At 66.2% G+C, this 25173-nt stretch carries 25 protein-coding genes; 22 read left to right on the forward strand and 3 right to left on the reverse strand.

The window, feature by feature from the left end:
• Nucleotides 1-7 precede the first annotated feature (7 nt).
• Nucleotides 8-994 (reverse strand): endonuclease/exonuclease/phosphatase family protein, encoded by a 987-nt coding sequence (locus YQ44_RS03035; protein ID WP_071322118.1) that lies wholly within the window; start codon nucleotides 992-994, stop codon nucleotides 8-10.
• 37 nt (nucleotides 995-1031) lie between these two features.
• Here YQ44_RS03035 and ybaK point away from each other — a divergent pair, with 37 nt between their 5' ends.
• From ybaK to eutC, 21 genes are all read left to right on the forward strand, one after another.
• Complete coding sequence (gene ybaK, locus YQ44_RS03040) at nucleotides 1032-1523, forward strand: Cys-tRNA(Pro) deacylase (protein ID WP_071322119.1); 492 nt, start codon at nucleotides 1032-1034, stop codon at nucleotides 1521-1523.
• A 258-nt stretch (nucleotides 1524-1781) separates the two neighbouring features.
• On the forward strand, nucleotides 1782-2426 hold the full coding sequence (gene plsY / locus YQ44_RS03045) for a glycerol-3-phosphate 1-O-acyltransferase PlsY (protein WP_232251038.1): 645 nt from the start codon (nucleotides 1782-1784) through the stop codon (nucleotides 2424-2426).
• Between the two features lie 90 nt (nucleotides 2427-2516).
• On the forward strand, nucleotides 2517-3182 hold the full coding sequence (locus YQ44_RS03050; RefSeq protein ID WP_071322121.1) for a DsbA family oxidoreductase: 666 nt from the start codon (nucleotides 2517-2519) through the stop codon (nucleotides 3180-3182).
• Nucleotides 3183-3252: 70 nt separating this feature from the next.
• The gene (locus tag YQ44_RS03055; protein WP_071322122.1) at nucleotides 3253-3543 is read left to right on the forward strand and encodes a DUF427 domain-containing protein; all 291 of its coding nucleotides are present in this window, start codon (nucleotides 3253-3255) and stop codon (nucleotides 3541-3543) included.
• 41 nt (nucleotides 3544-3584) lie between these two features.
• On the forward strand, nucleotides 3585-4544 hold the full coding sequence (locus YQ44_RS03060) for a DUF2157 domain-containing protein (protein WP_071322123.1): 960 nt from the start codon (nucleotides 3585-3587) through the stop codon (nucleotides 4542-4544).
• The gene (locus YQ44_RS03065; RefSeq protein WP_071326225.1) at nucleotides 4541-6202 is read left to right on the forward strand and encodes a GDYXXLXY domain-containing protein; all 1662 of its coding nucleotides are present in this window, start codon (nucleotides 4541-4543) and stop codon (nucleotides 6200-6202) included. Before YQ44_RS03060 ends, YQ44_RS03065 begins: the two co-directional genes overlap by 4 nt.
• Before the next feature lie 41 nt (nucleotides 6203-6243).
• Nucleotides 6244-7488, forward strand: coding sequence for a metal-dependent hydrolase (locus YQ44_RS03070; protein WP_071322124.1), 1245 nt, complete (start codon nucleotides 6244-6246; stop codon nucleotides 7486-7488).
• A gap of 108 nt (nucleotides 7489-7596) precedes the next feature.
• Complete coding sequence (locus YQ44_RS03075) at nucleotides 7597-9348, forward strand: cation:proton antiporter domain-containing protein (protein ID WP_071322125.1); 1752 nt, start codon at nucleotides 7597-7599, stop codon at nucleotides 9346-9348.
• A gap of 81 nt (nucleotides 9349-9429) precedes the next feature.
• Nucleotides 9430-10338 carry an ion transporter gene (locus YQ44_RS03080; RefSeq protein ID WP_071322126.1) on the forward strand — a complete coding sequence of 303 codons (909 nt, stop codon included), beginning with the start codon at nucleotides 9430-9432 and terminating at the stop codon, nucleotides 10336-10338.
• A gap of 39 nt (nucleotides 10339-10377) precedes the next feature.
• Complete coding sequence (locus YQ44_RS03085; protein ID WP_071322127.1) at nucleotides 10378-11358, forward strand: 3-oxoacyl-[acyl-carrier-protein] synthase III C-terminal domain-containing protein; 981 nt, start codon at nucleotides 10378-10380, stop codon at nucleotides 11356-11358.
• A 10-nt stretch (nucleotides 11359-11368) separates the two neighbouring features.
• The gene (locus YQ44_RS03090; RefSeq protein WP_071322128.1) at nucleotides 11369-12406 is read left to right on the forward strand and encodes an NAD-dependent epimerase/dehydratase family protein; all 1038 of its coding nucleotides are present in this window, start codon (nucleotides 11369-11371) and stop codon (nucleotides 12404-12406) included.
• Complete coding sequence (locus YQ44_RS03095) at nucleotides 12399-13229, forward strand: MBL fold metallo-hydrolase (protein WP_071322129.1); 831 nt, start codon at nucleotides 12399-12401, stop codon at nucleotides 13227-13229. Before YQ44_RS03090 ends, YQ44_RS03095 begins: the two co-directional genes overlap by 8 nt.
• Nucleotides 13226-14533, forward strand: coding sequence for a F390 synthetase-related protein (locus tag YQ44_RS03100; RefSeq protein WP_071322130.1), 1308 nt, complete (start codon nucleotides 13226-13228; stop codon nucleotides 14531-14533). Before YQ44_RS03095 ends, YQ44_RS03100 begins: the two co-directional genes overlap by 4 nt.
• An 11-nt stretch (nucleotides 14534-14544) precedes the next feature.
• Nucleotides 14545-15168, forward strand: coding sequence for a phosphatase PAP2 family protein (locus YQ44_RS03105; RefSeq protein WP_071326226.1), 624 nt, complete (start codon nucleotides 14545-14547; stop codon nucleotides 15166-15168).
• On the forward strand, nucleotides 15165-16280 hold the full coding sequence (locus YQ44_RS03110; protein WP_083411615.1) for a sterol desaturase family protein: 1116 nt from the start codon (nucleotides 15165-15167) through the stop codon (nucleotides 16278-16280). Before YQ44_RS03105 ends, YQ44_RS03110 begins: the two co-directional genes overlap by 4 nt.
• The gene (locus YQ44_RS03115; RefSeq protein WP_071326227.1) at nucleotides 16277-17392 is read left to right on the forward strand and encodes a fatty acid desaturase family protein; all 1116 of its coding nucleotides are present in this window, start codon (nucleotides 16277-16279) and stop codon (nucleotides 17390-17392) included. The genes YQ44_RS03110 and YQ44_RS03115 overlap by 4 nt, the downstream gene beginning before the upstream one ends.
• 67 nt (nucleotides 17393-17459) lie before the next feature.
• Nucleotides 17460-18014 (forward strand): GbsR/MarR family transcriptional regulator, encoded by a 555-nt coding sequence (locus YQ44_RS03120; RefSeq protein ID WP_071322131.1) that lies wholly within the window; start codon nucleotides 17460-17462, stop codon nucleotides 18012-18014.
• Nucleotides 18011-18655, forward strand: coding sequence for a DUF4166 domain-containing protein (locus tag YQ44_RS03125; RefSeq protein WP_071322132.1), 645 nt, complete (start codon nucleotides 18011-18013; stop codon nucleotides 18653-18655). The genes YQ44_RS03120 and YQ44_RS03125 overlap by 4 nt, the downstream gene beginning before the upstream one ends.
• The gene (locus YQ44_RS03130; RefSeq protein WP_071322133.1) at nucleotides 18652-20115 is read left to right on the forward strand and encodes a TIGR01777 family oxidoreductase; all 1464 of its coding nucleotides are present in this window, start codon (nucleotides 18652-18654) and stop codon (nucleotides 20113-20115) included. Before YQ44_RS03125 ends, YQ44_RS03130 begins: the two co-directional genes overlap by 4 nt.
• Nucleotides 20116-20157: 42 nt before the next feature.
• Entirely contained in the window at nucleotides 20158-21546 is a 1389-nt protein-coding gene (locus YQ44_RS03135) for an ethanolamine ammonia-lyase subunit EutB (protein WP_071322134.1), read from the forward strand.
• A gap of 8 nt (nucleotides 21547-21554) precedes the next feature.
• Nucleotides 21555-22328, forward strand: a complete 774-nt coding sequence (gene eutC / locus YQ44_RS03140; protein ID WP_071322135.1) for an ethanolamine ammonia-lyase subunit EutC — start codon at nucleotides 21555-21557, stop codon at nucleotides 22326-22328.
• Nucleotides 22329-22337: 9 nt separating this feature from the next.
• Here the strand turns inward: eutC and tsaD are convergent, their stop codons facing one another.
• The gene (gene tsaD / locus YQ44_RS03145; protein ID WP_071322136.1) at nucleotides 22338-23378 is read right to left on the reverse strand and encodes a tRNA (adenosine(37)-N6)-threonylcarbamoyltransferase complex transferase subunit TsaD; all 1041 of its coding nucleotides are present in this window, start codon (nucleotides 23376-23378) and stop codon (nucleotides 22338-22340) included.
• Nucleotides 23379-23587: 209 nt separating this feature from the next.
• Between tsaD and YQ44_RS03150 the strand changes: the two genes are divergently transcribed.
• Nucleotides 23588-23995 carry a nitrite reductase (NAD(P)H) small subunit gene (locus YQ44_RS03150; RefSeq protein WP_071322137.1) on the forward strand — a complete coding sequence of 136 codons (408 nt, stop codon included), beginning with the start codon at nucleotides 23588-23590 and terminating at the stop codon, nucleotides 23993-23995.
• Between the two features lie 102 nt (nucleotides 23996-24097).
• Here YQ44_RS03150 and YQ44_RS03155 read toward each other — a convergent pair whose 3' ends face one another.
• A complete protein-coding gene (locus YQ44_RS03155) occupies nucleotides 24098-25159 on the reverse strand; it encodes a 3-deoxy-7-phosphoheptulonate synthase (RefSeq protein WP_070254320.1) in 1062 nt (353 codons plus the stop codon).
• Nucleotides 25160-25173 lie beyond the last annotated feature (14 nt).

The raw sequence follows: 25173 nt of genomic DNA on the forward strand, positions 1-25173 counted from the left end.
TATGGCATCAGTGAATGTTTCCCAGCAGCTTGATGCGCGCCACGACCTGGCCATGGTCGGACGCGGGCGGCAAGCCCAGCAGCAAATGGTCGTTCAGGTAGATCACGTCGAGCACGGCGCCGATGGCGCGCGGCGAGGCGGGGTGGAAGTGTTCGGAGACGAGGATGTGGTCGATCGTCATGTAGGCGCTGTCGTGGATATTCGTGTAGCCCACGTGGCGCAGGTAATCCTGGCGCAGCTGGATGGCGTTGCAGTCATACAGGCGCGCGCGCATCTCGGGCAGGTGGCCGGCCGCTTCGCACGGTGCGCCGGCGCCCATGACGATGGCCGTGGTGACGGCATTGGCGATGTCGTTGAAGTCGCCCAGCACGATGCGCGGACGGCCGCTTTGGCCCAGTTCGCTCACCAGCACGCGCAGGGCCACGGCTTCCGCGCCGCGCCGCCGCAGCGAACGCAGGTTGGCCAGCGCATACGCCAGCGCGTCGCCGGCGTCGTCGGGGCGGTAGTCGGGCCGGCGCGATTTCAGATGCACGACGACCACGTCGGTCAGTTGTCCGCCAGGCAAGACGAGCTGCACATGCAGGGGCGCGCGGGCAAAGCGGCACGGATCGGCATCCGCGCCCTGGCCATCGGCCGGCAAGGTGACGCCGGCGGGAAAGTTCGCATAGGCAACACCGGGGCCGGCCAGCGGCAGCCGCGAGACGAGCGCCACCGTGGGCAGCATGCGGCCGCTGGCGTCCACCGCATCGTAGCCGGCCAGCACCGCTTCGCGGTAGTGGCGCGTGCGCGACAGCACGTCGCGCAGGGCCGCCTGCGAGAAGATTTCCTGGAAACCGATCACGTCGGCATCGAGCAGGTCGATCTGCCGCGCCGTCCACTGCGCCTTGGCCTCGTATTGGGCCGGGCTCAACGGTTCCAGGTTGTCATACAATTTCTCCCCGGCAGGGGCAAGGTTGCAGACATTGAATGTGGCAAAGCGGATTTCTTCCTGCATAATTAGCACTCCTCACTGAACGATCAGCGTATCACGCATGGCTAAAAAAGAGCATATTTCCGAAACCCAGGCGACGCAGATGCTGCGCAAGCATCAAGTTTCCTTCGATGAACACCCGTATCCGTACGAAGAGCACGGCGGCACCAGCGTCTCGGCGCGCGAGCTGAACGTGCCCGAGCATGCGGTGATCAAGACCCTCGTGATGCAGGACGAGGCGGCGCGGCCGATGATCGTGCTCATGCATGGGGATTGCAAGGTGTCGACCAAGAACCTGGCGCGTGGCATCGGCTGCAAGTCCGTCGAGCCGTGCAAGCCCGAAGTGGCGCAGCGCCATTCCGGCTACCTGATCGGCGGCACTTCGCCGTTCGGCACCAAAAAGGCCATGCCCGTGTACGTGGAGCAATCCATCCTGGCGCTCGAGCGTATCTATATCAATGGCGGGCGGCGCGGTTTCCTCGTCTCGCTGGCGCCGCAGGTATTGCTCGACTTGCTCCAGGCCAAGCCGGTGCAGTGCGCGCTGGCAGACTAAGAGAGCTTATCCCCGTAGATGAATACCTCCCCTGCTGCCGCCCCTCAGAAGCGGGGACTGCGTTGATCGTCGTCGCGTGGCTCGCCACGCGTCCTCCTCACGCCTGGTCCGCGCTCCTGATACGCTGCCAGCAGAAGACGCTCGCTACGGGATAGACTCCAAGAAAACCGGGCGCCGCCCTGTCCTTGGGCTGGGCGCTGGTGTATATTCTGCTGCGCCAGCCTTATGCTGCTGTGAAAAATACAACAAAGGGAAGAAATGAATCCAGTAATCACAACCGTGGCAATGACAGTGGCCGCTTACTTGCTCGGCTCGATATCGTTTGCCGTGGTGATGAGCAAGGTCTACGGCATTGCCGATCCGCGCACCTATGGCTCGAAGAATCCGGGCGCCACCAACGTGCTGCGCAGCGGCAACAAGGGCGCCGCCGTCATGACCTTGCTGGGCGATGGCGCCAAGGGCTGGCTGGCCGTCTTCCTGGCCGACCATTTTGCCGGTGCGCTGGGCGTGGGCGACACGGCCGTGGCGCTGGTGGCCATCGCCGTCTTCCTCGGCCACCTGTGGCCCGTCTTCTTCCGTTTCGTCGGCGGCAAGGGCGTGGCCACGGCCCTCGGCGTGTTGCTGGGCATTCATCCATGGCTGGGCCTGGCCACCTTGGCCACCTGGCTGATCATCGCCTATGCCTTCCGCTATTCCTCGCTGGCGGCGCTGGTGGCGGCCCTGTTCGCGCCGTTCTACTACGGCTTGCTGTTCGGCGTCGATCCCATCCTGCTGGCCGTCGTCATCATGAGCGTGCTGCTGGCCTACCGCCACAGCCAGAATATTGCCAACTTGCTCGCTGGCAAGGAAAGCAAGATCGGCGGCAAGAAGGACGCGGCCAAGGCCGCTGGCAAGAAGAAGTAAGCGCTTGATTTCCGGCGGCCCGCACGCATATGCTGTGCTTGCGGCGCCGCGCGGTGCGGCCGCCACCGACTCGCGCAAAGGCTGCCCACCATGAGTTCCACCTCCGCCACACCCACTCCCGTCCGTATCGACTTCGTCTCCGACGTCTCCTGTCCCTGGTGCGTGATCGGCCTGAAATCGCTGGAGCAAGCCTTGGGCAATCTGCAGGACAGCGTCCAGGCCGAGATCCATTTCCAGCCCTTCGAGCTGAATGCCAGCATGCCGGCCGAAGGCGAGGATATCGGCGAACACATCGCCCGCAAATACGGTTCCACCGAAGAACAGATGGCGCAATCGCGCGAAGCGATCCGCGCGCGCGGCGAGCAACTGGGCTTTACCTTTGCCATGGACAAGCGCGGCCGCATCTACAACACCTTCGATGCGCACCGCCTGCTGCACTGGGCCGCACTGCAAGGGCGCCAGAAGGAACTCAAGATGGCGCTGTTCGATGCATATTTCACGCAGGGCCAGAATCCGTCCTCGCACGCGGTGCTGCTGACAGTGGCCGGCGACGCGGGACTGGACACGGCGAAAGCGGCCGAGGTGCTGGCATCGAACGCCTACGCGGACGAGGTACGCGCGCAGGAACAGTTCTATCAGCAAAACGGCATCAACTCCGTGCCGGCCGTCATCATCAACGAGCGCCACCTGATTTCCGGCGGCCAGCCGCCCGAAGTGTTCGAGCAAGCCTTGCGCCAGATCATCGCCAGCGCCTGATCCGGAGGCCAATGGCGCGCGCCATGGCGGTCAATTTCGGCTACACTCCGCTGAGAAGGGGGATAGTCAAATGCCAACAGCCAGCTGGAATGGCGCCGTCATCGCGCAAACTGCCGATGCGCAGGTGCAAGTCGTTGAAAACAATGTGTATTTTCCCTTGTCGTCGGTGAGGCAGGACTACCTGCGCCCGAGCAGCCACACGACGGTCTGCCCGTGGAAGGGCACGGCCAGCTATTACGACGTCGTCGTCGATGGTGCCGTCAATGCCAACGCGGCCTGGTACTACCCCCAGCCCAAGGACGCCGCCCGGCAGATTGCCGGCCACGTGGCCTTCTGGCGCGGCATAAGCGTCGAGCGCTGACCCTTCCCTCCCCATACTGAACCCCCACCAGAAAGCAGACGATGGATTTACGCCTCGCCGTGTACCAGCTCGCCTCGGGCCATGCGCTCGATGCCCAACAAACCCGGCAGTTGCAGGACGTGGCCGGTTTCCAGCGCGAACCCGCGCGCCTGGCGTACTGGCTGCCGCGCGGCGTGGCCGTGCTGGGCGCCGCGCTGCTGGGCATGGGCCTGATCTTCTGGGTCGCCGCCAACTGGGAAGAGCTGGGCAGGACGGGCCGCTTTGCCCTGCTGCAAGGCGTGTTTGCCGCCGCCTGCGTGGCCGCGTTTGCCGTGCCGAAGGCGCGCGTGCCGCTGCTGCTGGTGGCCATGCTGGCCATCGGCGGCCTGTTCGCCTACTTTGGCCAGACCTACCAGACGGGCGCCGATCCGTGGCAACTGTTTGCCGTGTGGGCCGCGCTGGCGCTGCCGCTGTGCCTGGTGGCGCGCAGCGACGTGCTGTGGACGCCGTGGATGCTGATCGTGTCGACGGGGGCGACCCTGTGGATACAGGCGCATACGCGCCACAGCTGGAGCGTCGAGTCGGCCGACCTGCCTGTCTTTGTCGGCGGCTGGCTGGCCGTGCTGCTGGCCTGCGCCTTCGTTTCGCCCCTGCTGGCGCGCTGGACGGGCGCCGCTTCCTGGGCCCTGCGCCTGGGCCTGGTGCTGCTCACCATCCTCATCACGGGCTCGGCCGTCACTGCCCTGTTCGGCAACACCATCGAGTCGCCGTACTGGGCAGGGCTGGGCTTGCTGGCCGTCGCCGCCATCCTGTTGTCGATGAGTAAATTTTCCGACGTGTTCGGCCTCAGCGCCGTCACGCTCGGCATCAACACCCTGCTGGTGGGCGGCCTCGCGCACTGGCTGTTCAACGGCAATGGCGGCGAAGTGGGCAGCCTGGTCATCCTGGGCCTGGTAGCCGCCGTCATGCTGGCGCTGAGCGTGCAAGGCATCCTGTGGCGCGCGCGCAAGGAGGCGGCATGAGCAGCCTGAACAGCAAGAGCGCCGATGCGCTCGATACCCTGATCGCCGACGCCACGCGCGCCGGCCTGTTGCCGCCCGGCGCTACGCGGCCCGTGCAGGACGTGCGGCCGTGGCCGCTGGTGCTGATGACGGCGTTCGGCGCCTGGCTGGCCGCCATCCCCCTGATCGCGGCGCTCGGCGTGGGCCTGGAAAGCGTGGTGCGCCACGGTCCCGGCGCGTATGTCGTGGCCGCCATCGTGCTGGTGGTGGCCGTGCTGCTGATCCGCACGCGCGGCGTGGCCCTGTTTGTCGAGCAGCTGGCCGTGCCGTGCCTGCTGGTGGGCGGCGGCTTGCTCGGCTATGCGCTGTTCCGCGACTATTCGACGCAGACGGCGTCCTTGCTGCTGTGTCTGGCTTGCCTGCTGGTGGCCGCCGCCCTGCCGCGCGACTGGCTGCGCGTGCTGCTGGGCGTGGTCGCCTGCGGCTTGCTGGGGCTGGGCGTCGTCGACAGTCAGCGCGACTGGATTTTCGAGAATGACCCGACGCAGCTGTATCTGGCCTGGATGCTGGCCCTGGCACTATGGCTGGGCGTGCACTGGCTGCAGAAACAGGCGTTCAACGATGGCCGCGGCGCGCCCATCGCCGCTTTCCTGGAGTCGCTGTCGACGGGCTGGGTATTGGCAATCTTGCTGGGCCTGGTCTTCTGGTCCGGCATGACCTTCATGCTGGGCGGTGCCTTGGGCAGCGGCTTTGCCAGCGACGTGGCGCGCGAAGTGGGCAGCCACCAGGCCGGCGCCTGGTATGCGCGGGCCTTGAACGGCGTCTCGCTCGTGCTGGCCATGGCGGCGGCCGCGTGGATGGGCTGGCGCTGGCCGGCGCTGCGCCAGTTGCCGGCCATCGGCGTGGCGCTGGTGCTGATCGTGCTGGCGTGGTTCATGCCGGCCCTGGGCCCCGTCTTGCTGATCCTCGCGTATTGCCTGGCCAGCGGGCGCACGCGCGTGGCCGTGGCGGCGGGCTTGGCGGCCGCGTGGGTCATCGGCAGTTTTTATTACCAGCTGGCCTGGCCGCTGGCCAGCAAGGCGGCGCTGCTGGCCATGGCCGGCGCCATCCTGTGCGCGTTGTCGTGGCTGGCCACGCGCGGCAAGGTACTGCACCTGGTGGAAAGCAAGCCGGCGGCCGTCGTCGCCAAAGGCCGTGCCGTGCGCCTGGGTACCTTGGCGGGCCTGCTGCTGGTGCTGCTGGTGGTCAATGGCGGCATCTGGCAAAAAGAGCAGCTGATTGCCAAGGGGGACGCCATTTTCGTGGCGCTGGAACCGGTCGACCCCCGCTCGCTGATGCAGGGCGACTACATGCGCCTCAATTTCGTCAACCTCGGTGTCCTTTCCACGCTGGCCAGCGTGGAAAGGGCGCCGGGGCGACCGCTCGTGGTGGCCCGGCGCGATGCACGCGGCGTGGCCGAACTGCTGCGTCCCTACACCCAGGAGGCGCTGGCGCCCGATGAATTCCTGCTCGAGCTGACGCCGAAGGGCGGGCGCTGGGTGCTGGTCAGCGATGCCTGGTTTTTCAAGGAAGGCGAGGCGGCGCGCTGGGAAAAGGCCCGTTTTGGCGAGTTCCGCGTCATGCCCGATGGCCGTGCCTTGCTGGTCGGCATGCGCGGGCCGGAGCTGGAAAAGCTGTAGCGCAAGCGCACGCCGGGGCGGGCGTCCTGTAAAATTGCCCGATGGATAATATTACGCATTCGGTCATCGGCCTCGGGGTCGGCGAACTGGTACACCGCAGCCTGCCGCCCGAGCCGCAGGCCCCCGCACAGCGCACCCGGCGCGCGCTGTTTCTCTTTACGGCCTGGTTTGCCAGCAATGCGCCGGACCTGGACCTGGTGCTCACCAGATTGCTGCCGCGCCCGTTCGGCTACATGTTGCACCACCGGGGGCATACGCATACCTTGCTGCTGGCCTTGCCGCAGGCGCTGTTGCTGCTTGCCCTGCTGTGGCTGCTGTGGCCCGGCGCGCGCCGCCTGCTGAAGGACAGCGTGCCCGCCCGCGTGGGCCTGGCCGCCTGCCTGTTGCTGGGCTTTTGCCTGCACATGGGCATGGACTTCCTCAATTCCTACGGCTTGCACCCGTTTTACCCGTTCGACAGCCGCTGGCTGTATGGCGACATGGTCTTCATTGTCGAGCCCATGTTCTGGGTCTTGCTGGGCGTGCCCGTGATCATGTCCTTGCACTACGGCATCGTCAAAAGCGTGCTGCTGGCGGGGCTGACGGCGGCCCTGTGCTTCTTCACCCATAAAACCTATCTGGCACCCGCCTCGCTGGCCGTCTTGCTGGGGCTGGGCGTGATCCTGGCCGTGCTGCAGGCGCGCGCCGGCGAGCGGGGGCGCGGCCCTCTGCTGCTGGCGTTCGCGCTGGCCGCCACCTTCATCGGCACGCAGGGCGTGGCCTCGGCCATCGGCCGCGCCCGCGTCGAGGCGGCCGTGCAGCGGCTGGACCCGGGCACGCGCGTGTGGGATGTGGCGATGACGGCGTTTCCCAGCAACCCGCTGTGCTGGATCTATGTTTCACTCGACAGCAAGACGGACGTGTACACCTTGCGGCGCGGCACGTTGAGCCTGCTGCCCGCCTCGCTGGCGCCCGCCGCCTGCCCGGCCGGCCTGGTGGAGACGGGCAAACGGGGCCAGCAGCTGGCGCCCGGCATCGCCGTGGCGGCGCAGGCGACGGGCAGCCTGGCCGCCTTGCGCGCCTTGCAGGAGGAAAATTGCTATGTCGATGCCTGGTTCCGCTTTGCCCGCATGCCCAGGTTGAATGCGGACAAGCTGACGGACGTGCGCTTCAATCCCGGCATGCTGCCCAATTTCACCACGGTCGAGCTGCAGCAGTTCCGTGGCCGGCCATGTCCCGCCTACGTGCCGGGCTGGGACCGCCCGCGCGCCGACATGCTGGAGACGCCGAAAGCGGCGCGCCGATAGTGGATATGTTGCCTTATGGCAAAAAATATCGCGTGCATGCATTCCCTGCCGTGGCGGTGCATGCGACAATTATCAATTCAGCATGCATGTCATTGAGTTAGGATTATTTTGGAAGAGCAGCACGCACTACCGTATTTACGAGAAACCCTGCTGTTTCTCGCCCTGGCCGGGATTTTTATTCCGTTATTGCAACGCCTGAAAGTCAACCAGGTGCTCGGTTTCCTGGCCGTCGGCGCCCTGTTCGGCCCGTTCGGCTTCGGCCTGTGGGCGGGCGAGTTCACGTGGCTGACGTATTTTTCGTTCGTCCGCGCCGAACAGGTGAGCGGCCTGGCCGAGCTGGGCGTGATGTTCCTGATGTTCATGATCGGCCTCGAGCTGTCGACAGAACGGCTGTGGGCGCTGCGGCGCTGGGTGTTTGGCGCGGGCGTGGGGCAGGTGGCCGTCAGCGCCTGCCTGATCGGCGGCGTCGCGTATTATTTCGGCCTGTCGCTGGAAGCGTCCATCGTGCTGGGCCTGGTGCTGTCGCTGTCGTCGACGGCCGTCGTGATGCAGTTGCTCACGGACCAGCGCTCCCTGCAGACGCCGGCCGGCCAGGCGGGTTTTTCCATCCTGATGTTCCAGGATTTGATGGTGGTGCCGCTGTTCATCCTCATCGACGTGTTCGCCAGCGGGCGCAGCGACGACCTGGCGTACCTGCTCAGCTTTGCGGCCGTGAAATCGGCCGGCGCCATCCTGTTGATCTACCTGCTCGGACGCCGGGTGATCCGCCCGCTGTTCCAGTTTTTCGTCAAGAAACGCCAGCCCGACGTCTTCATGGCCTTGACCTTGCTCAGTACGCTGGGCATCGCGGGCCTGACCTACCTGGCGGGCCTGTCGATGGCGCTGGGCGCCCTGCTGGCCGGTCTGCTGCTGGCGGAAACGGAATTCCGCCATGAGGTGGAAGTGACGATCGAGCCGTTCAAGGGCTTGTTGATGGGCCTGTTCTTCATGTCGGTGGGCATGCAGATCGACGTGCGCGAAATCCTCAAGTCGCCGATCTTGATTCCCTTGGCCGTGCTCAGCCTGTTTTTCCTGAAGACCCTCGTCATCGGCGTGATTTTCCGCCTGGGCGGTTTTCACTGGGGGCGCGCCGTGGAAACGGGCGTGCTGCTGGGGCAGGGCGGCGAGTTCGCCTTCATCGTCGTCGCGTATGCGCTCGGTACCAAGCTGATCGGACCGCAGGTGGCGCAGTTCGTCATGCTGGTGGTGGGCCTGAGCCTGTTCGCCACGCCGGCCCTGGCGAAGGCGGCGCGCGCGTTCGGCAACTGGTGGGAAAAGCGCCACCACCACCAGCTGGCCGACCTGGCGCAAGGGGCGCTGCCGCCGCAGGGCAGCACCGTCATCATCGCCGGTTTCGGCAGGGTGGGGCAGCTGCTGGCCAAGGTGCTGACGGAGCAGGATATCGCCTATGTCGCCATCGAAAACGATGCGCGGCTGGTGACGACCCTGCATCCGCGCGGCTTTCCCGTGTATTTCGGCGATGCGTCGCGCGCGGAATTGCTGCAAAAGGTGAATGCGGACCGGGCCGCGGCCGTCGTGCTGACCATGGACCATGCGGCGTCCGTGCTGCATGCCGTCAAGTCGATCCGCCGCGAGTATCCGCTGCTGCCCGTGTATGCGCGCGCCCGCGACGAAGCCCATGCGGTGGCCCTGATGCATGCGGGCGCCACGCTCGTCGTGCCCGAGGCGCTGGAAGCGGCGCTGCAGCTGACGGCCACCGTGCTGCACACGGCGGGCTTGAGCGAAGCGCGCGCGGCGGACATCGTGCAGGCCGAGCGCGAGCGGCGCAATGCCGTGTTGCTGGCGAAGAAGCTGTCGTAATGAAACCTGTAGCGCAAGCGTGCGTGTCGCCGTGCTTTGTAAATTATCTATACAATAATAGTATATGAGCATACTACCGACATGAAAGCCGCGCCCAGGAGCGGAGCGGCACCGTTGACGCCGCAGCAAGTTGCCGCGCAGGAAACGCAGCAGAAATACGGCAAGCCCGAGCGGGGCTGGCGCGAGAAGGTGTACACCGTCATCTTCGAGGCGGAAACGCGCACGGGCCGCGCCTTCGACCTGCTGCTGATCGGCGCCATCCTGATGAGCGTGACGGTGGTCGTGCTCAGCAGTGTCGCTTCCGTGGCCGAGCGCTACGGCACCTGGCTGACGGCGCTCGAATGGTTTTTCACCTTTTTATTTACGGCCGAATATTTCGCCCGCCTGTCGTGCCTGCAGCATCCGGTGCGCTATGCCAAGAGTTTCTTCGGCATTATCGACTTGCTGGCCATCGTGCCGACCTACATCGGCTTGCTGCTGCCGGGCGCGCACGTGCTGATCGACGTGCGCATCCTGCGCCTGCTGCGCATGTTCCGTATCCTCAAGCTCACTTCCTATGTGCATGAATATACGGTGCTGGGGCGCGCCCTGCTGGCCAGCCGGCGCAAGATCCTCATCTTCCTGTCGTTCGTGATGATGGTGGTATTTCTGCTGGGCACTGTGATGTATGTCGTGGAAGGGCCAGATAACGGTTTCAGCAGTATCCCGACGTCGATATACTGGGCCATCAGCACCATGACCACCGTGGGCTTCGGCGATATCACGCCGAAGACCGACATCGGGCGCACCATCGCCTCGTTGATGATGCTGCTGGGCTGGGGCATCCTGGCAGTGCCTACCGGCATTATCAGCGCCGAAATGACGGTACAGCGCAGCTCCAAGCTGGTCACCACGCGTACCTGCCCCACGTGCCTGAAGGAAGGACTCGATGACGACGCCAATTTCTGCAAGAACTGCGGCGTCGATTTGCCGCCATTGATACTCGATTAAGCTCGCTAACCCTATTCACTTTACTTTTTTAAGGCTGACATGATTCCAGTTCGCCTGATCGCGACGGGCAAAGCCGTCCCGTCGCATAGCGTGACTTCCGATAGCCTGGACTTGAAACTGGGCCACCCGCCCGGCTATACCCTGCGCAAGAGCGGCGTGCTGTCGCGCTTTGTGGCCGCGCCCGATGAATCGCAAAGCCAGCTGGGCGCCGCCGCCCTGCTCGACGCGCTGAAGAACGCCAGCCTGCGCCCGGCCGACATCGACTTGCTGATCTGCGCCTGCGGCGTGCCCGAGCAGGCATTGCCGAACACGGCCTGCTTCATCGCGGAACATGCCGGCTTGCCGCCAGGCACGCAAAGCTTCGACGTCAACGCCAGCTGCCTCAGTTTCATGGCCGCCTTCCGCGTGGCCGCGTCCATGCTGGCCGGCGGCGCCTACCGGCGCATCGCCATCGTCTCGTCCGACCTGGCGTCGCGCGGCGTCGACTGGAGCGAGCCGGAAGCGTCGATGATCTTTGGCGACGGCGCGGCGGCCGTCATCGTCGAACGGGGCGACGGCAGCGCCGGCATCCGCGCCTACAAGATGGGCACGTATCCGGAAGGGCGGCGCTACTGCGAAATCCGCGGCGGCGGTACCGAGCGCAATCCGCGCAACGGCTGCGAGCCGGGCGACTACCTGTTCCGCATGGATGGCAAGGCCGTGTTCCGCCTGGCCGTCAAGGTGATGCCGGATTTCCTGACGGCATTAATGGCCGAGTCGGGCGCGGGACTGGAACGGGTCGACGTGGTCGTGCCGCACCAGGCCAGCCCGCTGGGACTCGCGCATGCGGCGCGCATCCTCGACGTTCCCGATGCTAAAATCATCAAGATCTTTGAAACGCATGGCAACCAGGTTGCCGCATCGCTGCCCACGGCCCTGCACGAGGCGGTGATGACGGGGCGGGCCGTGGCAGGCCAGCGTTTGCTGATGATGGGCACGGCCGCCGGCCTGACCATTGGCGGCATGATCGTCGATTTATAAGGGTGGCGCGATGAGGCGGATTCTGGTCACGGGGGCGACGGGCGGCTTGGGGCGCAATGCCGTGCGCACCTTGCTGGCGCAGGGCGTGGAAGTGCGCGCCACCGGCCGCAACGTGGCCGTGGGGCGCGAACTCGAACGCATGGGCGCGCAATTCGTGGCGCTGGACCTGGCGCAGGCCACGCCGCGCCAGGTCGATGAACTGGTGCGCGGCATGGACACCGTCTGGCACTGCGCCGCGCTGTCCTCGCCGTGGGGTGCCGAGCGCGATTTCATCGCCGCCAACGTGACGGCCACGGGCCAGCTGCTGCGCGCGGCCGCCAGCCTGCACGTGGCGCGCTTCGTGCACATCTCCACGCCGGCCATCTATTTCGATTACCGCAACCGCTACGAGGTGCCGGAAACCTTCCGTCCCGATGCCTTTGTCAACGCCTATGCGCGCAGCAAGGCGATGGCGGAAAAGCTGGTGCAGGATTGCGTCGACCGCCACCGCGGCATGACGTGCGTGATCCTGCGCCCACGCGCCATCTTCGGCCCGCACGACCAGGTGCTGATCCCGCGCCTGGCGCGCGTGCTGCGGGAGCGCGGCGGCAAGCTGCCGCTGCCCAACGGCGGCGCGGCCACCATCGACGTCACCTATGTCGACAATGTCGTCCATGCGATGTGGCTGGCCACCGTGCACAAGACCATCGCGTCGGGCGCCGCCTTCAACATCACGAATGGCGAGCCGGCGCGCCTGTGCGACATCCTGCACAGCCTGTTCCGCGATCAACTGCAGCAGCCGTTCCAGATCGTCAGCATGCCGTACCGCGTGCTGGCACTGCTGGCTCGCCTGATGCAGTTCGCCTCGCGTTTTACGCGCCGCGAACCGGCCCTCACGCCCTACAGCATCGGCGCGCTCAGCTTCGACATGACGCTCGATAACGCCAAGGCGCGCAAGGTGCTCGGTTACCGTCCCATCGTCAGCCTGCAGGAAGGCATCGCCCTGACGGCGCAGTGGATGCGCCAGGAAGCGGCGGCGCACAAGGTGGGCAAGGAGCGCAATGGCTAGCATCACCGCGTTTCGCGTCGGCCACTGCACGCACCCCTCGTGCATGGTCTTGAAAGGCAGCGGGCTGGCCAGCCGCTGCTTCCCTTCGCGCGCCTACCTGATAGCGACACGCGCGGGCCTGTACCTGTGGGACACGGGCTATGCCGAACACTTCCGCGCCGCCACCTCGAAAGGCGTGTACCGGCTGTACGCGTGGGTGACGCCGATTTCCTTCGACGCGCACGAATCCCTGCAAGGCCAGCTGCGCGCGCATGGCGTGTCGCCTGGCGACATCCACACCTTGCTGCTGTCGCACTTCCACGCCGACCATATCGCCGGCCTGCGCGACTTTCCCGGCGCGCGGCTGATGGCCTCCAAAACAGGCTGGGACGCCGTGCGCGGCCTGTCCGGCGTGGCCGCCGTGCGCCAGGCCTTCGTGCCCGAGCTGCTGCCAGACGATATTGCCGACCGCCTGGATTTCGTCGAAAGCGTGCCCGAGACGGCCTTGCCGGCCGCCCTGCTGCCATTCACGCACGGGCGCGACGTCAGCGGCACGGGCGAGATCTACGTCGTCGACCTGCCCGGCCACGCCATCGGCCATCTCGGCGCCTTCGTGCTGCAGGATGGGGGCTGGACCCTGCTGGCGTCGGACGCGGCCTGGGTGCCGGAAAGCTTCCAGCAGCTGCGCGGGCCGTCCGAACTGTCGTTCCTCATCCAGCACAAGCGCGCGCCGTACTACGCCACCCTGAACCGCCTGCACCAGCTGCACCAGTCGGGCCAGGCGCAGATCCGCATCACGCACGAAGACACGGTCGACTATATCGCTGTGGCGGGCCGCCCGTGAAGCGTATTGTCTGGCTGCTGCTGTCGTACTGGCGCACGCGCCGCCTGCGTTTCGCCGGCCGCGCGCAGCTCGACGCCTACCAGCAGCGGCAACTGGCGCGTTTCATCGACGTGCTGTGCGCGCGCAGCCGCTACTTTGCGCCGTATCGCCACCTGCCGCTGGCGCAGTGGCCGACGATGAACAAGGCGCTGATGCTCGAGCATTTCGATGCGATGAACACAGAAGGCATCACCCTGGCGCAGGCGATGGAAGCCGCCATGGCGGCCGAGCATAGCCGCGACTTCACGCCGGCCGTGGGCGACATCACCGTGGGCCTGTCGTCCGGCACATCGTCGCGGCGCGCCGTGTTTACCGTCAGTCCCCGCGAAAAGGCGCAATGGGCGGGCGTGATGCTGGCCAAGGCACTGCCCGACGGCCTGTTTTCCGGCGAACGGGTGGCGCTGTTCCTGCGCGCGAACAGCAATCTGTACACGGCCGTGCGCTCGCCGTGGCTGACCTTTGCCTTCTACGATTTGTTCGAACCGTTCGACAGCTTGTGCGCGCGGCTTGCGCAATATCAACCTTCCGTCATCGTCGCGCCGGCCCAGGTGCTGCGCCAGCTGGCCCTGCGCGTCATCGACGGCAGCCTGGCGCTGGCGCCGAAAAAAGTCATCTCGGTCGCCGAGGTGCTCGAAGCGCAGGACCGCGCGCTGATCGTGCAGGCGTTTGGCGCCGTGCATGAAATCTACCAGGCCACCGAAGGTTTCCTCGCCAGCAGCTGCGAGCACGGCGTGCTGCACCTGAACGAGGAATACGTGCACATCGAGCCGCAGTGGCTCGATGCCGAAGCAGGCGAACAGCAGCGCCGCTTCGTACCCGTGATCACGGACTTTACGCGCATGACGCAGCCCATCGTGCGCTACTGCCTGGACGACATCCTGATCGCGCGCGCGACGCCATGCCCGTGCGGCAGGGCCACGCGCGCCATCGATGGCATCGAGGGGCGCTGCGACGACTTGCTGGCGCTGCCATCGGCGCGCGGCGGCGCACCCGTCGCCGTCTTTGCCGATGTATTGACGCGGGCCTTTGCGCAAGCCTTGCCGCCCGATGCCGATTACCGCCTGGTGCAGCACGGCGAAGCGGCCCTGCAACTGCATGCGGCACTGGACGCCGCTGGCCTGGCCGCGCTGCGCGCGCACCTGGCGGCGGTGCTGCGCGGCCTGGGCGTGGCCACCGACCGCCTGGCCTGGACGGTGAGCGGTGAACTGCCTCCCTTTGACCCCACCATGAAACGGCGCCGCATCCGGCGCCTTGCCACCGCATGAACCATTCTTCCATGACCTTGACTTCCCGCCTGCTGCATTTGCTGGCCGGCTGGGGCAGCGTCGGCCTCGTGTATTTTTCCAGCGACCTGCTGCAGGGGCAGGGGATGCTGCTGCCCGAAACGGCCATCGACCGCGCCATTGCCTACAACGACTCCGCCATCTGGCTGTACCTGTCCTTCTTCATCCTGATCCCCTACGCCTACCTGGCGGCCGAAGCGGCCCGCGTGCGCTGGCTGGCGCGCGCCATGGCGCTTTCCGCCATCATGTGCGGCGCGGTGTTCCTGCTGTATCCGACCACGCTCGCATACCCGCCCGTGGGCGAGGGCAGCGCGTGGAGCACGCAGGCGCTGCGCCTGCTGCAGTCGTTTGACTCCGCGCAAAACTGCCTGCCGTCGCTGCATGGCGCCCTGACCCTGCTGTGCGTGTGGGCCTTGTGCGACCGGAGCCACCTGCTTCGTTCCGCGCTGGCCGTGGTGCTGGGCGTGGCCATCTGCTACGCCATCATCGCACTGCGCCGGCACGTCAGCATCGACCTGGCCGCCGGCCTGGCCGTGGGCATCGCCGGCGGCATGCTGGCCAAAATGCAGGTATCCTTGGCTGCTCGCCGCGCCGTTTCCATCAAAACCGCACCATGATGAATCCCTTTGCCCTCTCCTTTCTTGTCATGCTGGCCTTCGTGCTGGCCGAACTGCTGATACTCAAATGGGTGCGCAAGACTCCCGTGCCGTGGAAGGACGTGATCTTCAACCTCAATTCCGGTCACATTTTGATGTGGGTGTTCCGCGGCGTGGAAGTGGCGGCGTTCGCCCTGCTGCTGCGCCATGCGAACCTGCACATCGTCGACCAGTGGCCCGTGGCGGCGCAATGGATCTTCGCTTTTTTTGCCTGGGACCTGTGCTTTTACTGGATGCACCGCCTGCACCATAAAATCCCGCTGCTGTGGGCCGTGCACGTGGTGCACCACCAGGGCGAGCATTTCAACCTGTCGCTGGGGGTGCGCAATTCCTGGTATTCGTCGCTGACGAATTTCCCCTTCATCGCCATCCTGGCCGTGCTGGGCGTGCCGCTGGAAATCTTCCTCGTCGTCTCGTCCCTGCATTACACGGTGCAGTTCTACAACCACAATGCGCTGGTGAACAAGTCCGGCATCCTGGACAAATTCATGGTCACGCCCTCGCACCACCGCGTGCACCACGGCACGGACAAGCGCTACATCAACCGCAATTTCGGCGGCACCCTGCTGCTGTGGGACAGGCTGTTCGGCAGCTTCCAGCCGGAACTCGAGGGCGTGGAGATGCGCTATGGCGTGAAGGGCATGACGCCCACGCACAACCCGCTGCTGGCCAGCAATGGCAAGCTGTTTTCCTGGCTGCGCGCGCGCTTTCCCCACTGGCAGTCGCGCGGCGCCTTCCACGTGCCCGAGCTGTTCATCGGCGTCGGCGGCGTGATCCTGTTTGGCCTGGTGATCTATTACGTCAACCACGAGGCGGCGCTGGCCGGCGCGCAGCAGGCCATCCTGTTCGCGCTGATCTTCGGCGGCACGCTGGCCCTGGGCGGCCTGTCGGACGCGCGCCGCTGGGGCGCCATCGCCTGGGTGGCCATCGCCGTGGCCATGCCGCTGCTGTTCCTCGGCTGGTATGGCGCGCGCGATGTGTGGGGCATGGTGTTCCTGGCCGCGCTGCTGGCGCATGGCCTCGACGGCGCGCGCCGCCTGTGGTGGCCGGCAGCGGCGGAGACGCGCGCGTGACGGCTACCTTGCCGCCGCTGCGCTTCAAGCCCGCGCGCGACTCCGCCTTCCGCCGCGAACTGCGCGCCCGCGCCGACGCCTACCTTGCCAGCGAGGGGCGGCACCGCTTCGGCGACCTGCGCATGCACGCGAAAGCCATCTTCCTGGCCGCGTTGACGGTGAGTTTGTATGTGCTGGCGCTGAACGCCGGCAGCACAGGGCCGTTTGTCGCCAGCTATGTGGCATGCCTGGTGGCGGCCATGGCACTGGCCATGAATACCCTGCACGATGCGGCCCACAGCGCCGTCTTCCGCCGGGGATTCCTGAACCGCGTACTGATCCGCCTGGTGGGCTTGCCCGTGGGCGTGGACACGGATTTCTGGACCATCCGCCACGTGCACTTCCATCACACGTATGCCAACGTGGAAGGCTATGACCTCGACACGGAACCGAACCCCTTCCTGCGCCAGACGCCGTACCAGCGCTGGTCGCCGCAGTACCGTTATCAATACCTGTACTGGCCCATGGTGGCGGCCCTGTCGCTGCCATATTTGAACTGGTATGGCGACTGGCTGGACCGCTTCGGCAAGACGCCCGTGGCCGCGCACAGCCGCCTGCAGGGCTGGCGCGGCTGGCTCTCCTTCCTGGGCTGGAAGCTGGGCCACGTGGCGCTGGTGCTGGCGCTGCCCATGTGGCTGCTGCAGCCGCACGGCATCGGCTGGGGCGTGGTGCTGGGCGCGTACCTGCTGGGGCAGATGATCGCTTCGTGCGCGCTGGTGGCGCTGATCCTCGGCACGCACTGGGCCGAAGTGGAATTCTTCCAGCCGGGCCCCGACGGCACCCTGCCGCACGACTGGTACCAGCACACGTTTTATACGGCGTGCGACTGGACGCCCCGGCCGCGCGCGCTGCGCTGGCTCGGCGACTGGCTCGGCGGCCTGAATTTGCACCTGACGCATCATCTGTTCCCCACCTGGCACCACCGCCACTACCCGGCGCTGGCGCGCATCCTCGCGGAACTGGCGCCGCGTCACGGCCTCGCGTACCGCGAGCTCGGCTACCGCCAGCTGCACGCCTCGCAGCAGGCGTTCCTGCGCGCCATGGGCCGGCCGCCCGCCAGCCGGGACGTGTAACGAATCGCCCTTGACTCGGTTTCCGTTCCGTCTTACATTTCTGTAACGACAGAAATAAGAGAAAATTATGGAACTAAGTCCAACCACGCAAAAGTATATTTTGCACTGGGGCGAGATGGGCACGCGCTGGGGCGTCAACCGCACGGTGGCGCAAATCCACGCGCTGCTGTTCCTGGCGAATGAGCCGCTGACGGCGGAAGACATCGCGGCCAGCCTGAACGTGGCCCGTTCGAACGTCAGCAACAGCCTGAAGGAATTGCAAAGCTGGGGCCTGGTCCGCATCGCGCACGTGATGGGGGACCGGCGCGACCATTTTCTCGCCCTGCAGGATGTGTGGGAAATCTTCAGGGTCATCATGGAAGAGCGCAAGCGGCGCGAGATCGACCCTACCCTGACGGTGCTGCGCGAATGCGCGATCGAGGGCGAGCACGATGCGGCGATACCGCCGGCGACGCTCGAACGCATGGGCGAAGTGCTGGCCTTCCTGGAAATGCTCAGCAGCACCTACAGCGAGTATAAAAACCTGCCGCCGGCGACCCTGCAGCGCATGCTGTCGATGGGCGGCAAGGTGGCCAAGTTCCTCAGCCCGGAAGACAAACCGGGCAGGCGTGGAAAATCATGAGCGGCCCGTCCGAAGGAGAGCTGTTCCGGAAGGTGATGGGCGCGCAGTGGCTCACGCTGCACCCGGACATCCGCCGCCGCTTCGAGAAAAATCCCGCGCCGGGCCAGCCCTTGTACTACCGCGGCGAACTCAGCGAGCTCACCAGCTCGCGCCTGGGCAAGCTTCTGGGATGGCTGACGCGGCCCTTCATCGACGGCGCCCTGATCCCGTATGACGATCACGACTTCCCCGTCGATATCGAAGTCTATTCGCGCCCCGGCTGCCCGTTCATCTTCAAGCAGCGCACCTACCGCCTGCACGGCCGCGCGCCGATCCGCTTCACATCCTATATGGCTGAAAGCGCCAAAGGCGACGTGCTCGAATACGTGGGCATGGGCCTGGGCATGAAGCTGCTGCTCCACGTCGAGGACGGCAACCTGCATTTCACCAGCGACGGCTATTTCTGGGACATTTTCGGCTGGCGCCTGCCGCTGCCCGGCGTGCTCACGCCCGGCAAGACCTATCTGTGCCACCGCAACGACACGCCGCAGCAATTCAATATCCGCATCGAGATCCGCCACGCGCTGTTCGGCACCACGTTTACCCAGGCGGGCGTGTTCCGCGAATCCAGCGCGCCCGCCCTACACAAGGAGACACCATGAATACGCATCTGCTGGCCCTGCAACTGATGGCGGCGCAAGGCTGCCTGGGGGCCTTCGACACCATCTACCACCATGAAATCACGGAGGCGCTGCCGCAAAAGGCGTCCGCAAGGCTGGAACTGACCATCCATGCGACGCGCGCCCTGATCTACAGCCTGCTGTTCGTGGGCCTGGCGGCCTGGGAATGGCATGGCGCCTGGGCCTGGGTGCTGGTCATCGTGTTTGGCGTGGAAATCGTGCTGACCCTGTGGGATTTCGTCGTCGAAGACCAGACCCGCCTCTTGCCCGCCACGGAGCGGGTCACGCACACGGTGCTGGCGATTAACGCGGGCGCCTTCATCGCGCTGCTGGCCCTGAACAGCAGCGCGTGGGCCAGCTTGCCCACGGCCCTCGTGTGGCAACCGTACGGCTGGCTCAGCGCCTTCCTCGCCCTGTGCGGCGTCGGCGTGGGCCTGTCCGGCCTGCGCGACGCTTACGCCGTCTGGCAGCTGGGCCGGCGCAAGGCGCAGGAGACGGCGGAACAGGAGGAGCCCCTGAGCTTTGCCGCCGCGCCGCAGTCCGTGCTGGTGACGGGCGCCACGGGATTCATCGGCCAGCAGCTGGTGGCCGCCCTGCTGGCCGATGGCCAGGCCGTGACGGTGCTGACGCGCCAGCCGAAGCAGGCTGCGTGGGCCTTCGATGGCCGGGTGCGCTGCATCCGCACGCTGGACGAGCTGCCGGACGCGCAGCGCATCGACATGGTGGTCAACCTGGCCGGCGCGCGCATCGTCGGGCGGCGCTGGACGGAGGCGCGCAAGGCGGTGCTGCGCCGCAGCCGCGTGGCGCTGACGCAGGAGCTGGTGGCGTGGATCGCCCGCGCGCAGCACAAGCCGCGCGTGCTGCTGTCGGCGTCGGCCATCGGCTATTACGGCGTGCAGCCGCAGGGTGATGGTGCCGAGCTCGATGAAGGCAGCGCGCCGCAAGCGATCTTCATGTCGCAGCTGTGTCAGGAGTGGGAAGCGGCCGCGCGCCAGGCGGAGAAATTTGGCGTGCAGGTAGGCTGCATGCGCTTTGGCCTCGTCTTCGGCCACCAGGGTTCGCTGCCGCAGATGCTGCTGCCGATCCGCTTCGGCGTGGGCGGCCCGCTCGGCAGCGGCAGGCAGTGGATCTCGTGGGTGCATGTGCGCGACGTGGTGCGCGCCATCGCCCACCTGTCGCGCCGCAGCGAACAAGGCGCGGTGAGCGGCGCCTACAACGTTTGCGCGCCCGAGACCATCGAGCAGCGCCGTTTCGCCGCAGTGGCGGGCGCCGTGCTGCACCGCCCCAGCGTCATGCCGACGCCGGCGTGGCTGATGCGCGCGTTGCTGGGCGAGCAGGCCGACTTGCTGGTCGAAGGCCAAAGGGTCGCCCCGCGCCGCCTGGCGGAGGACGGCTTTGCCTTCCGCTACCCCACCGTGGAAGGCGCGCTGCGCAGCCTGTAGCGGCGCAATCAGTTGGCGTAAAATCGGGGCATTGGAGGAACTATGCCCCGCTTCAGCCATACGATAGACAGCCATGCCTATGCCTTCGCCAGCCTGAAGGAGTTGCTGGCGAAGGCCACGCCGCCGCGTTCGGGCGATGTGCTGGCGGGCGTGGCGGCCGCCAGCGCGCGCGAACGGGTGGCGGCGCAGCTGGCGCTGGCGGACGTGCCCTTATTGACCTTCCTCAATGAAGCGCTGGTGCCGTATGAAGACGATGAAGTCACGCGCCTGATCATCGACAGCCATGACCGTGCCGCCTTTGCGCCGATTGCCCATTTGTGCGTGGGCGACTTCCGCGACTGGCTGCTGGACGACGCGACGGATACGGCGCTGCTGTCGCAGGTAGCCGCCGGCATCACGCCCGAGATGGCGGCCGCCGTCTCAAAAATCATGCGCCTGCAGGACCTGGTGCTGGTGGCCCGCAAGTGCCGGGTTGTCACCGCCTTTCGCAATACCCTGGGCCTGGCGGGCCGCCTGTCCACGCGGCTGCAGCCCAACCACCCGACGGACGATGCCACGGGCATCGCCGCGTCGATGCTCGATGGCCTGCTGCTTGGCAGCGGCGACGCCGTGATCGGCATCAATCCCGCCACCGACAATGTGGCGCAAGTGGTGTCGCTGCTGCAGCTGCTCGACGCCGTCATCGACCAGTACCAGATCCCCACGCAGTCGTGCGTGCTCACGCATGTCACCAACACCCTCGAGGCGATACGCCGCGGCGCGCCCATCGACCTGGTATTCCAGTCGGTGGCGGGCACGCAGGCGGCCAACCGCAGTTTCGGCATCGACCTGGCGCTGCTGGCCGAGGGCAGGGCGGCGGCCCTGTCGCTGGGACGCGGCACCGTGGGCCAGCACGTCATGTATTTCGAGACGGGGCAGGGCAGCGCCCTGTCGGCCGGCGCCCACCATGGCATGGACCAGCAGACCTGCGAGGCGCGCGCGTATGCGGTGGCGCGCGCGTTCCAGCCGCTGCTGGTCAATTCCGTGGTGGGCTTCATCGGCCCCGAATACCTGTACGACGGCAAGCAGATCCTGCGCGCGGGGCTGGAAGACCATTTCTGCGCCAAGCTGCTGGGACTGCCCATGGGCTGCGACGTGTGCTATACCAACCACGCGCAAGCGGACCAGGACGACATGGACGCCTTGCTGACCATGCTGGGCGTGGCCGGCTGCAATTTCATCATGGGCGTGCCGGGCGCGGACGACATCATGCTCGGCTACCAGAGCACCTCGTTCCACGACGCCCTGTATGCGCGCCGCGTGCTGGGCCTGCGGCCTGCACCCGAATTCGAGGCCTGGCTGGCGCGCATGCGGATCACGGATGCGCGGGGAAATCTGAGCGCGGCGCTGCCGTCCGCTTTCCAGGCGGCCCTGCTGCGCCTGGACGACTAGGAGGAAGCATGGATGAAACCAAGCCTTGGCAAGCGCTGCGCGCGCATACGGCGGCGCGCATCGCACTGGGGCGCCGCGGCGTGAGCGTGCCGACCGGCGCGCAGCTGGCGTTTCAGCTGGCCCACGCGCAGGCGCGCGACGCCGTGCACCTGGAACTCGATGGCGATGCGCTGGCGCGCGCGCTGCTGGAGCAGGGCCTGTCCAGCGTGCAGCTGCACAGCGCGGCCGCCACGCGCGCCGTCTACCTGCAACGTCCCGACCTGGGACGCCGGCTCGACGACGTTTCGCGTGCGCGGCTGGCCACCTGTGCCACGGGAGTCGACCTGGCGCTGGTGGCGGCCGATGGCCTGTCGGCGCTGGCCGTGCAGCGCCACGCGGCGCCGTTCCTGGCCGCCTTGTGCGAACGGCTGGCGCTGGAGGCGTGGACGCTGTCGCCGCTGCACATCGTGGCGCAGGGGCGGGTGGCCGTCGGCGACGAAATAGGGGAGTTGCTGCAGGCGCGCGCCGTGCTGGTGCTGATCGGCGAACGGCCTGGCCTCAGTTCTCCGGACAGCCTGGGCCTGTACCTGACGTGGGCGCCGAAGGTGGGCTTGCTGGACGAGCGCCGCAACTGCATCTCGAACGTGCGGCCGCAAGGGCTGGCGTATGCGCAGGCCGCGTACCGCTTGCATTATTTGCTGTCGCAGGCATTTGCCAGGCAGCTGTCGGGCGTGGCATTGAAGGATGAAACGGTGGCGGAGGGCGCGGCCCTGGCGGACACGCGCAATTTCCTGCTGAAGTGAGCGGCGGGGTCAGATCTCGCGGATCTCGTCCAGTGGCCAGCGCGGGCGCACATTGAACGAGTAATCGTGCTTGGCGGCGTCGGGATTGATCTGCAGGCGCATGGCGCCGGCAAAGGCGATCATGGCGCCGTTATCGGTACAGAATTCCAGCTCCGGGTAATACACCTTGAAGCGCTTCTTGGCGGCGGCTGCGTTGAGCGAGGCGCGCAGCTGCGCGTTGGCGCCCACGCCGCCGGCGATCACCAGGCGCTTCAAGCCCGTGTGCTTGAGGGCCGACACGCATTTGGCCGTCAGCACCTCGACGATTGCATCGACGAAGCCGCGCGCGATATTCGCCTTGTCCTGTTCGCAGATGTTGGCGATGACCTTTTCTTCATGGTTCTTGACCACGGTCAGTACGGCCGTTTTCAGGCCGGAGAAGCTGAAATTGAAATCCTTCGAGTGCATCATCGGGCGCGGCAGCTTGTAGGCCAGCGGGTCGCCGAATTCGGCCAGGCGCGAAATGGCGGGACCGCCCGGATAACCGAGGCCCAGCAGCTTGGCCGACTTGTCGAACGCCTCGCCGGCCGCATCGTCGAGCGTTTCGCCCAGCATCGTGTACTGACCCACGCCATCGACGCGCATCAGCTGCGTGTGGCCGCCCGAGACCAGCAGTGCGATGAACGGGAATTGCGGCGGTTCCGACGCCAGCAGCGGCGACAGCAGATGGCCTTCCAGGTGGTGGATGCCGAGCACCGGCTTGTTGATGGCCAGGCCCAGGCTGCAGGCGACGGACGAGCCGACCAGCAGCGCGCCGGCCAGGCCCGGGCCCTGCGTGTAGGCGATGGCGTCGATCTCGGGCAGGGTGACGCCGGCCTTGGTCAGCGTCTCTTCCAGCAGCGGGATGGCGCGGCGGATATGGTCGCGCGATGCCAGTTCCGGCACCACGCCGCCATACTGCTCGTGCATGGCTACTTGCGAGTAGAGGGCGTGCGACAGCAGGCCGCGTTGCGTGTCGTACAAGGCCAGGCCGGTTTCGTCACAGGAGGATTCGACGCCAAGAACAATCATGAAGGTGCTAAATAGGGGGAGTAATCCGCCATTGTAAAGGAAAGCCGGGCATTCCACCGTGCGGCCGGCGCACCATTTCGGCGGCAGTGTGCACTTGCGCAGTGCGGCGCGCGCCGGTTTTGACGGGGATATCGGCCACCCTGCGCCCTGGCCGGCACTGGCACCGCTCTTGCTTAGGCAAGCTGGTACATTTTTCGCGGGAGCTGACAATGCCAGAACAATGGAAAATGATTTGCCGCCTGAAGGACTTGCCTTTGGCGGGCGCGCGCATGGTGCAGCGGGGGCTGGCGTGGCAGGATTTGCCGGGCGTGGCGCTGTTCCGCGCGGCTGACGACACGGTGTATGCCTTGCTCGACATGGTGCCTGGCCTGGGCGGGCCGCTGGCGCACGGGGTGCTGATGGAGAAAAACCTGCTTGGACCGAAAAACAGCTGGATCATCGAGCTCGATTCGGGCCGCCTGGTGGCGCCCGTGCAGGGCATGGCGCGCCTGTACGCCGTGCGCATCATGGACGGGCGCATCTACCTGGACCTCAGTGAACTGAATATCCCGGCCAGCAAGGCCGAACAGGCGCTGGCGGGTTCGTTCGCCGTGCTGCCGCATGTGCAGATGGCTTGATATGCCTCTTGGCGGTGTCGGCTTACGCATTGACGCGCCCGTCGGGTAGGTCGGATTAGGCCCACAGGGCCGTAATCCGACAACATTGTTGGCCGTAATATTTTATGCCGGGCGATTGACGAGGTGCGCATGCGCGTCGCGCAGCATGGTGGCCGTCGTGTCCCAGTCGATGCAGCCGTCGGTGACGGAGCAGCCGTAGGTCAGTTGCGACAGGTCTTGCGGGATCTTCTGGTTGCCGCCGACGATGTTCGATTCGATCATCACGCCCACCAGCGAGCGGTTGCCCTGGCGGATCTGGTTGACCACGTCGGCCATCACCAGCGGTTGCAGTTCCGGCTTTTTATAGCTGTTCGCGTGCGAGCAGTCGACCACCAGGTTGGCCGGCAGCTTGGCCTTGGCCAAGGCCTGCTCGGCGATGGCGATCGACACCGAATCGTAGTTCGGGCGGCCGTCGCCGCCGCGCAGCACCACGTGGCCATACGCGTTGCCGCGCGTGCGCACGATGGCCACATTGCCTTCGCCGTTAATGCCGAGGAAGGAGTGCGGGTGCGCCGACGACAGGATGGCGTTGACGGCGATGCTGATGTCGCCATCGGTGCCGTTCTTGAAACCGACGGGTGTCGACAGGCCGGACGACATTTCGCGGTGCGTCTGCGATTCCGTGGTGCGCGCGCCGATGGCGGTCCAGGCGATCAGGTCGCCCAGGTATTGCGGCGAGATCGGGTCCAGCGCTTCGGTGGCGGTGGGCAGGCCCAGTTCGCACACGTCGAGCAGGAACTGGCGCGCCTTTTCCATGCCTTCGTTGACCTTGAACGAGTCGTCCATGTACGGGTCGTTGATATAGCCCTTCCAGCCCGTGGTGGTACGCGGCTTTTCGAAATACACGCGCATCACCAGCAGCATCGTGTCCTTGACTTCCTCTTGCAGCGCCTTCAGACGGCGCGCGTAATCGAGGCCGGCGACCGGGTCGTGGATGGAGCAGGGACCGACGACGACGAACAGGCGCTGGTCCTTGCGGTCGATGATGTTGCGCAGCGCTTCGCGGCCGCGGCTGACGGTGTCGAAGGCGCTTTCCGACAGCGGCAGCTTGGCGTGCAGTTCGGCCGGTGTCGGCATGGGCGCGAAGGAGGTGACGTTGATATTTTCGATGTCTGGCGTATTCATGATTCTGGCTAGGC

Origin of the sequence: Janthinobacterium sp. 1_2014MBL_MicDiv (assembly GCF_001865675.1) — a bacterium.
In the GTDB taxonomy this organism is placed as follows: domain Bacteria; phylum Pseudomonadota; class Gammaproteobacteria; order Burkholderiales; family Burkholderiaceae_D; genus Janthinobacterium.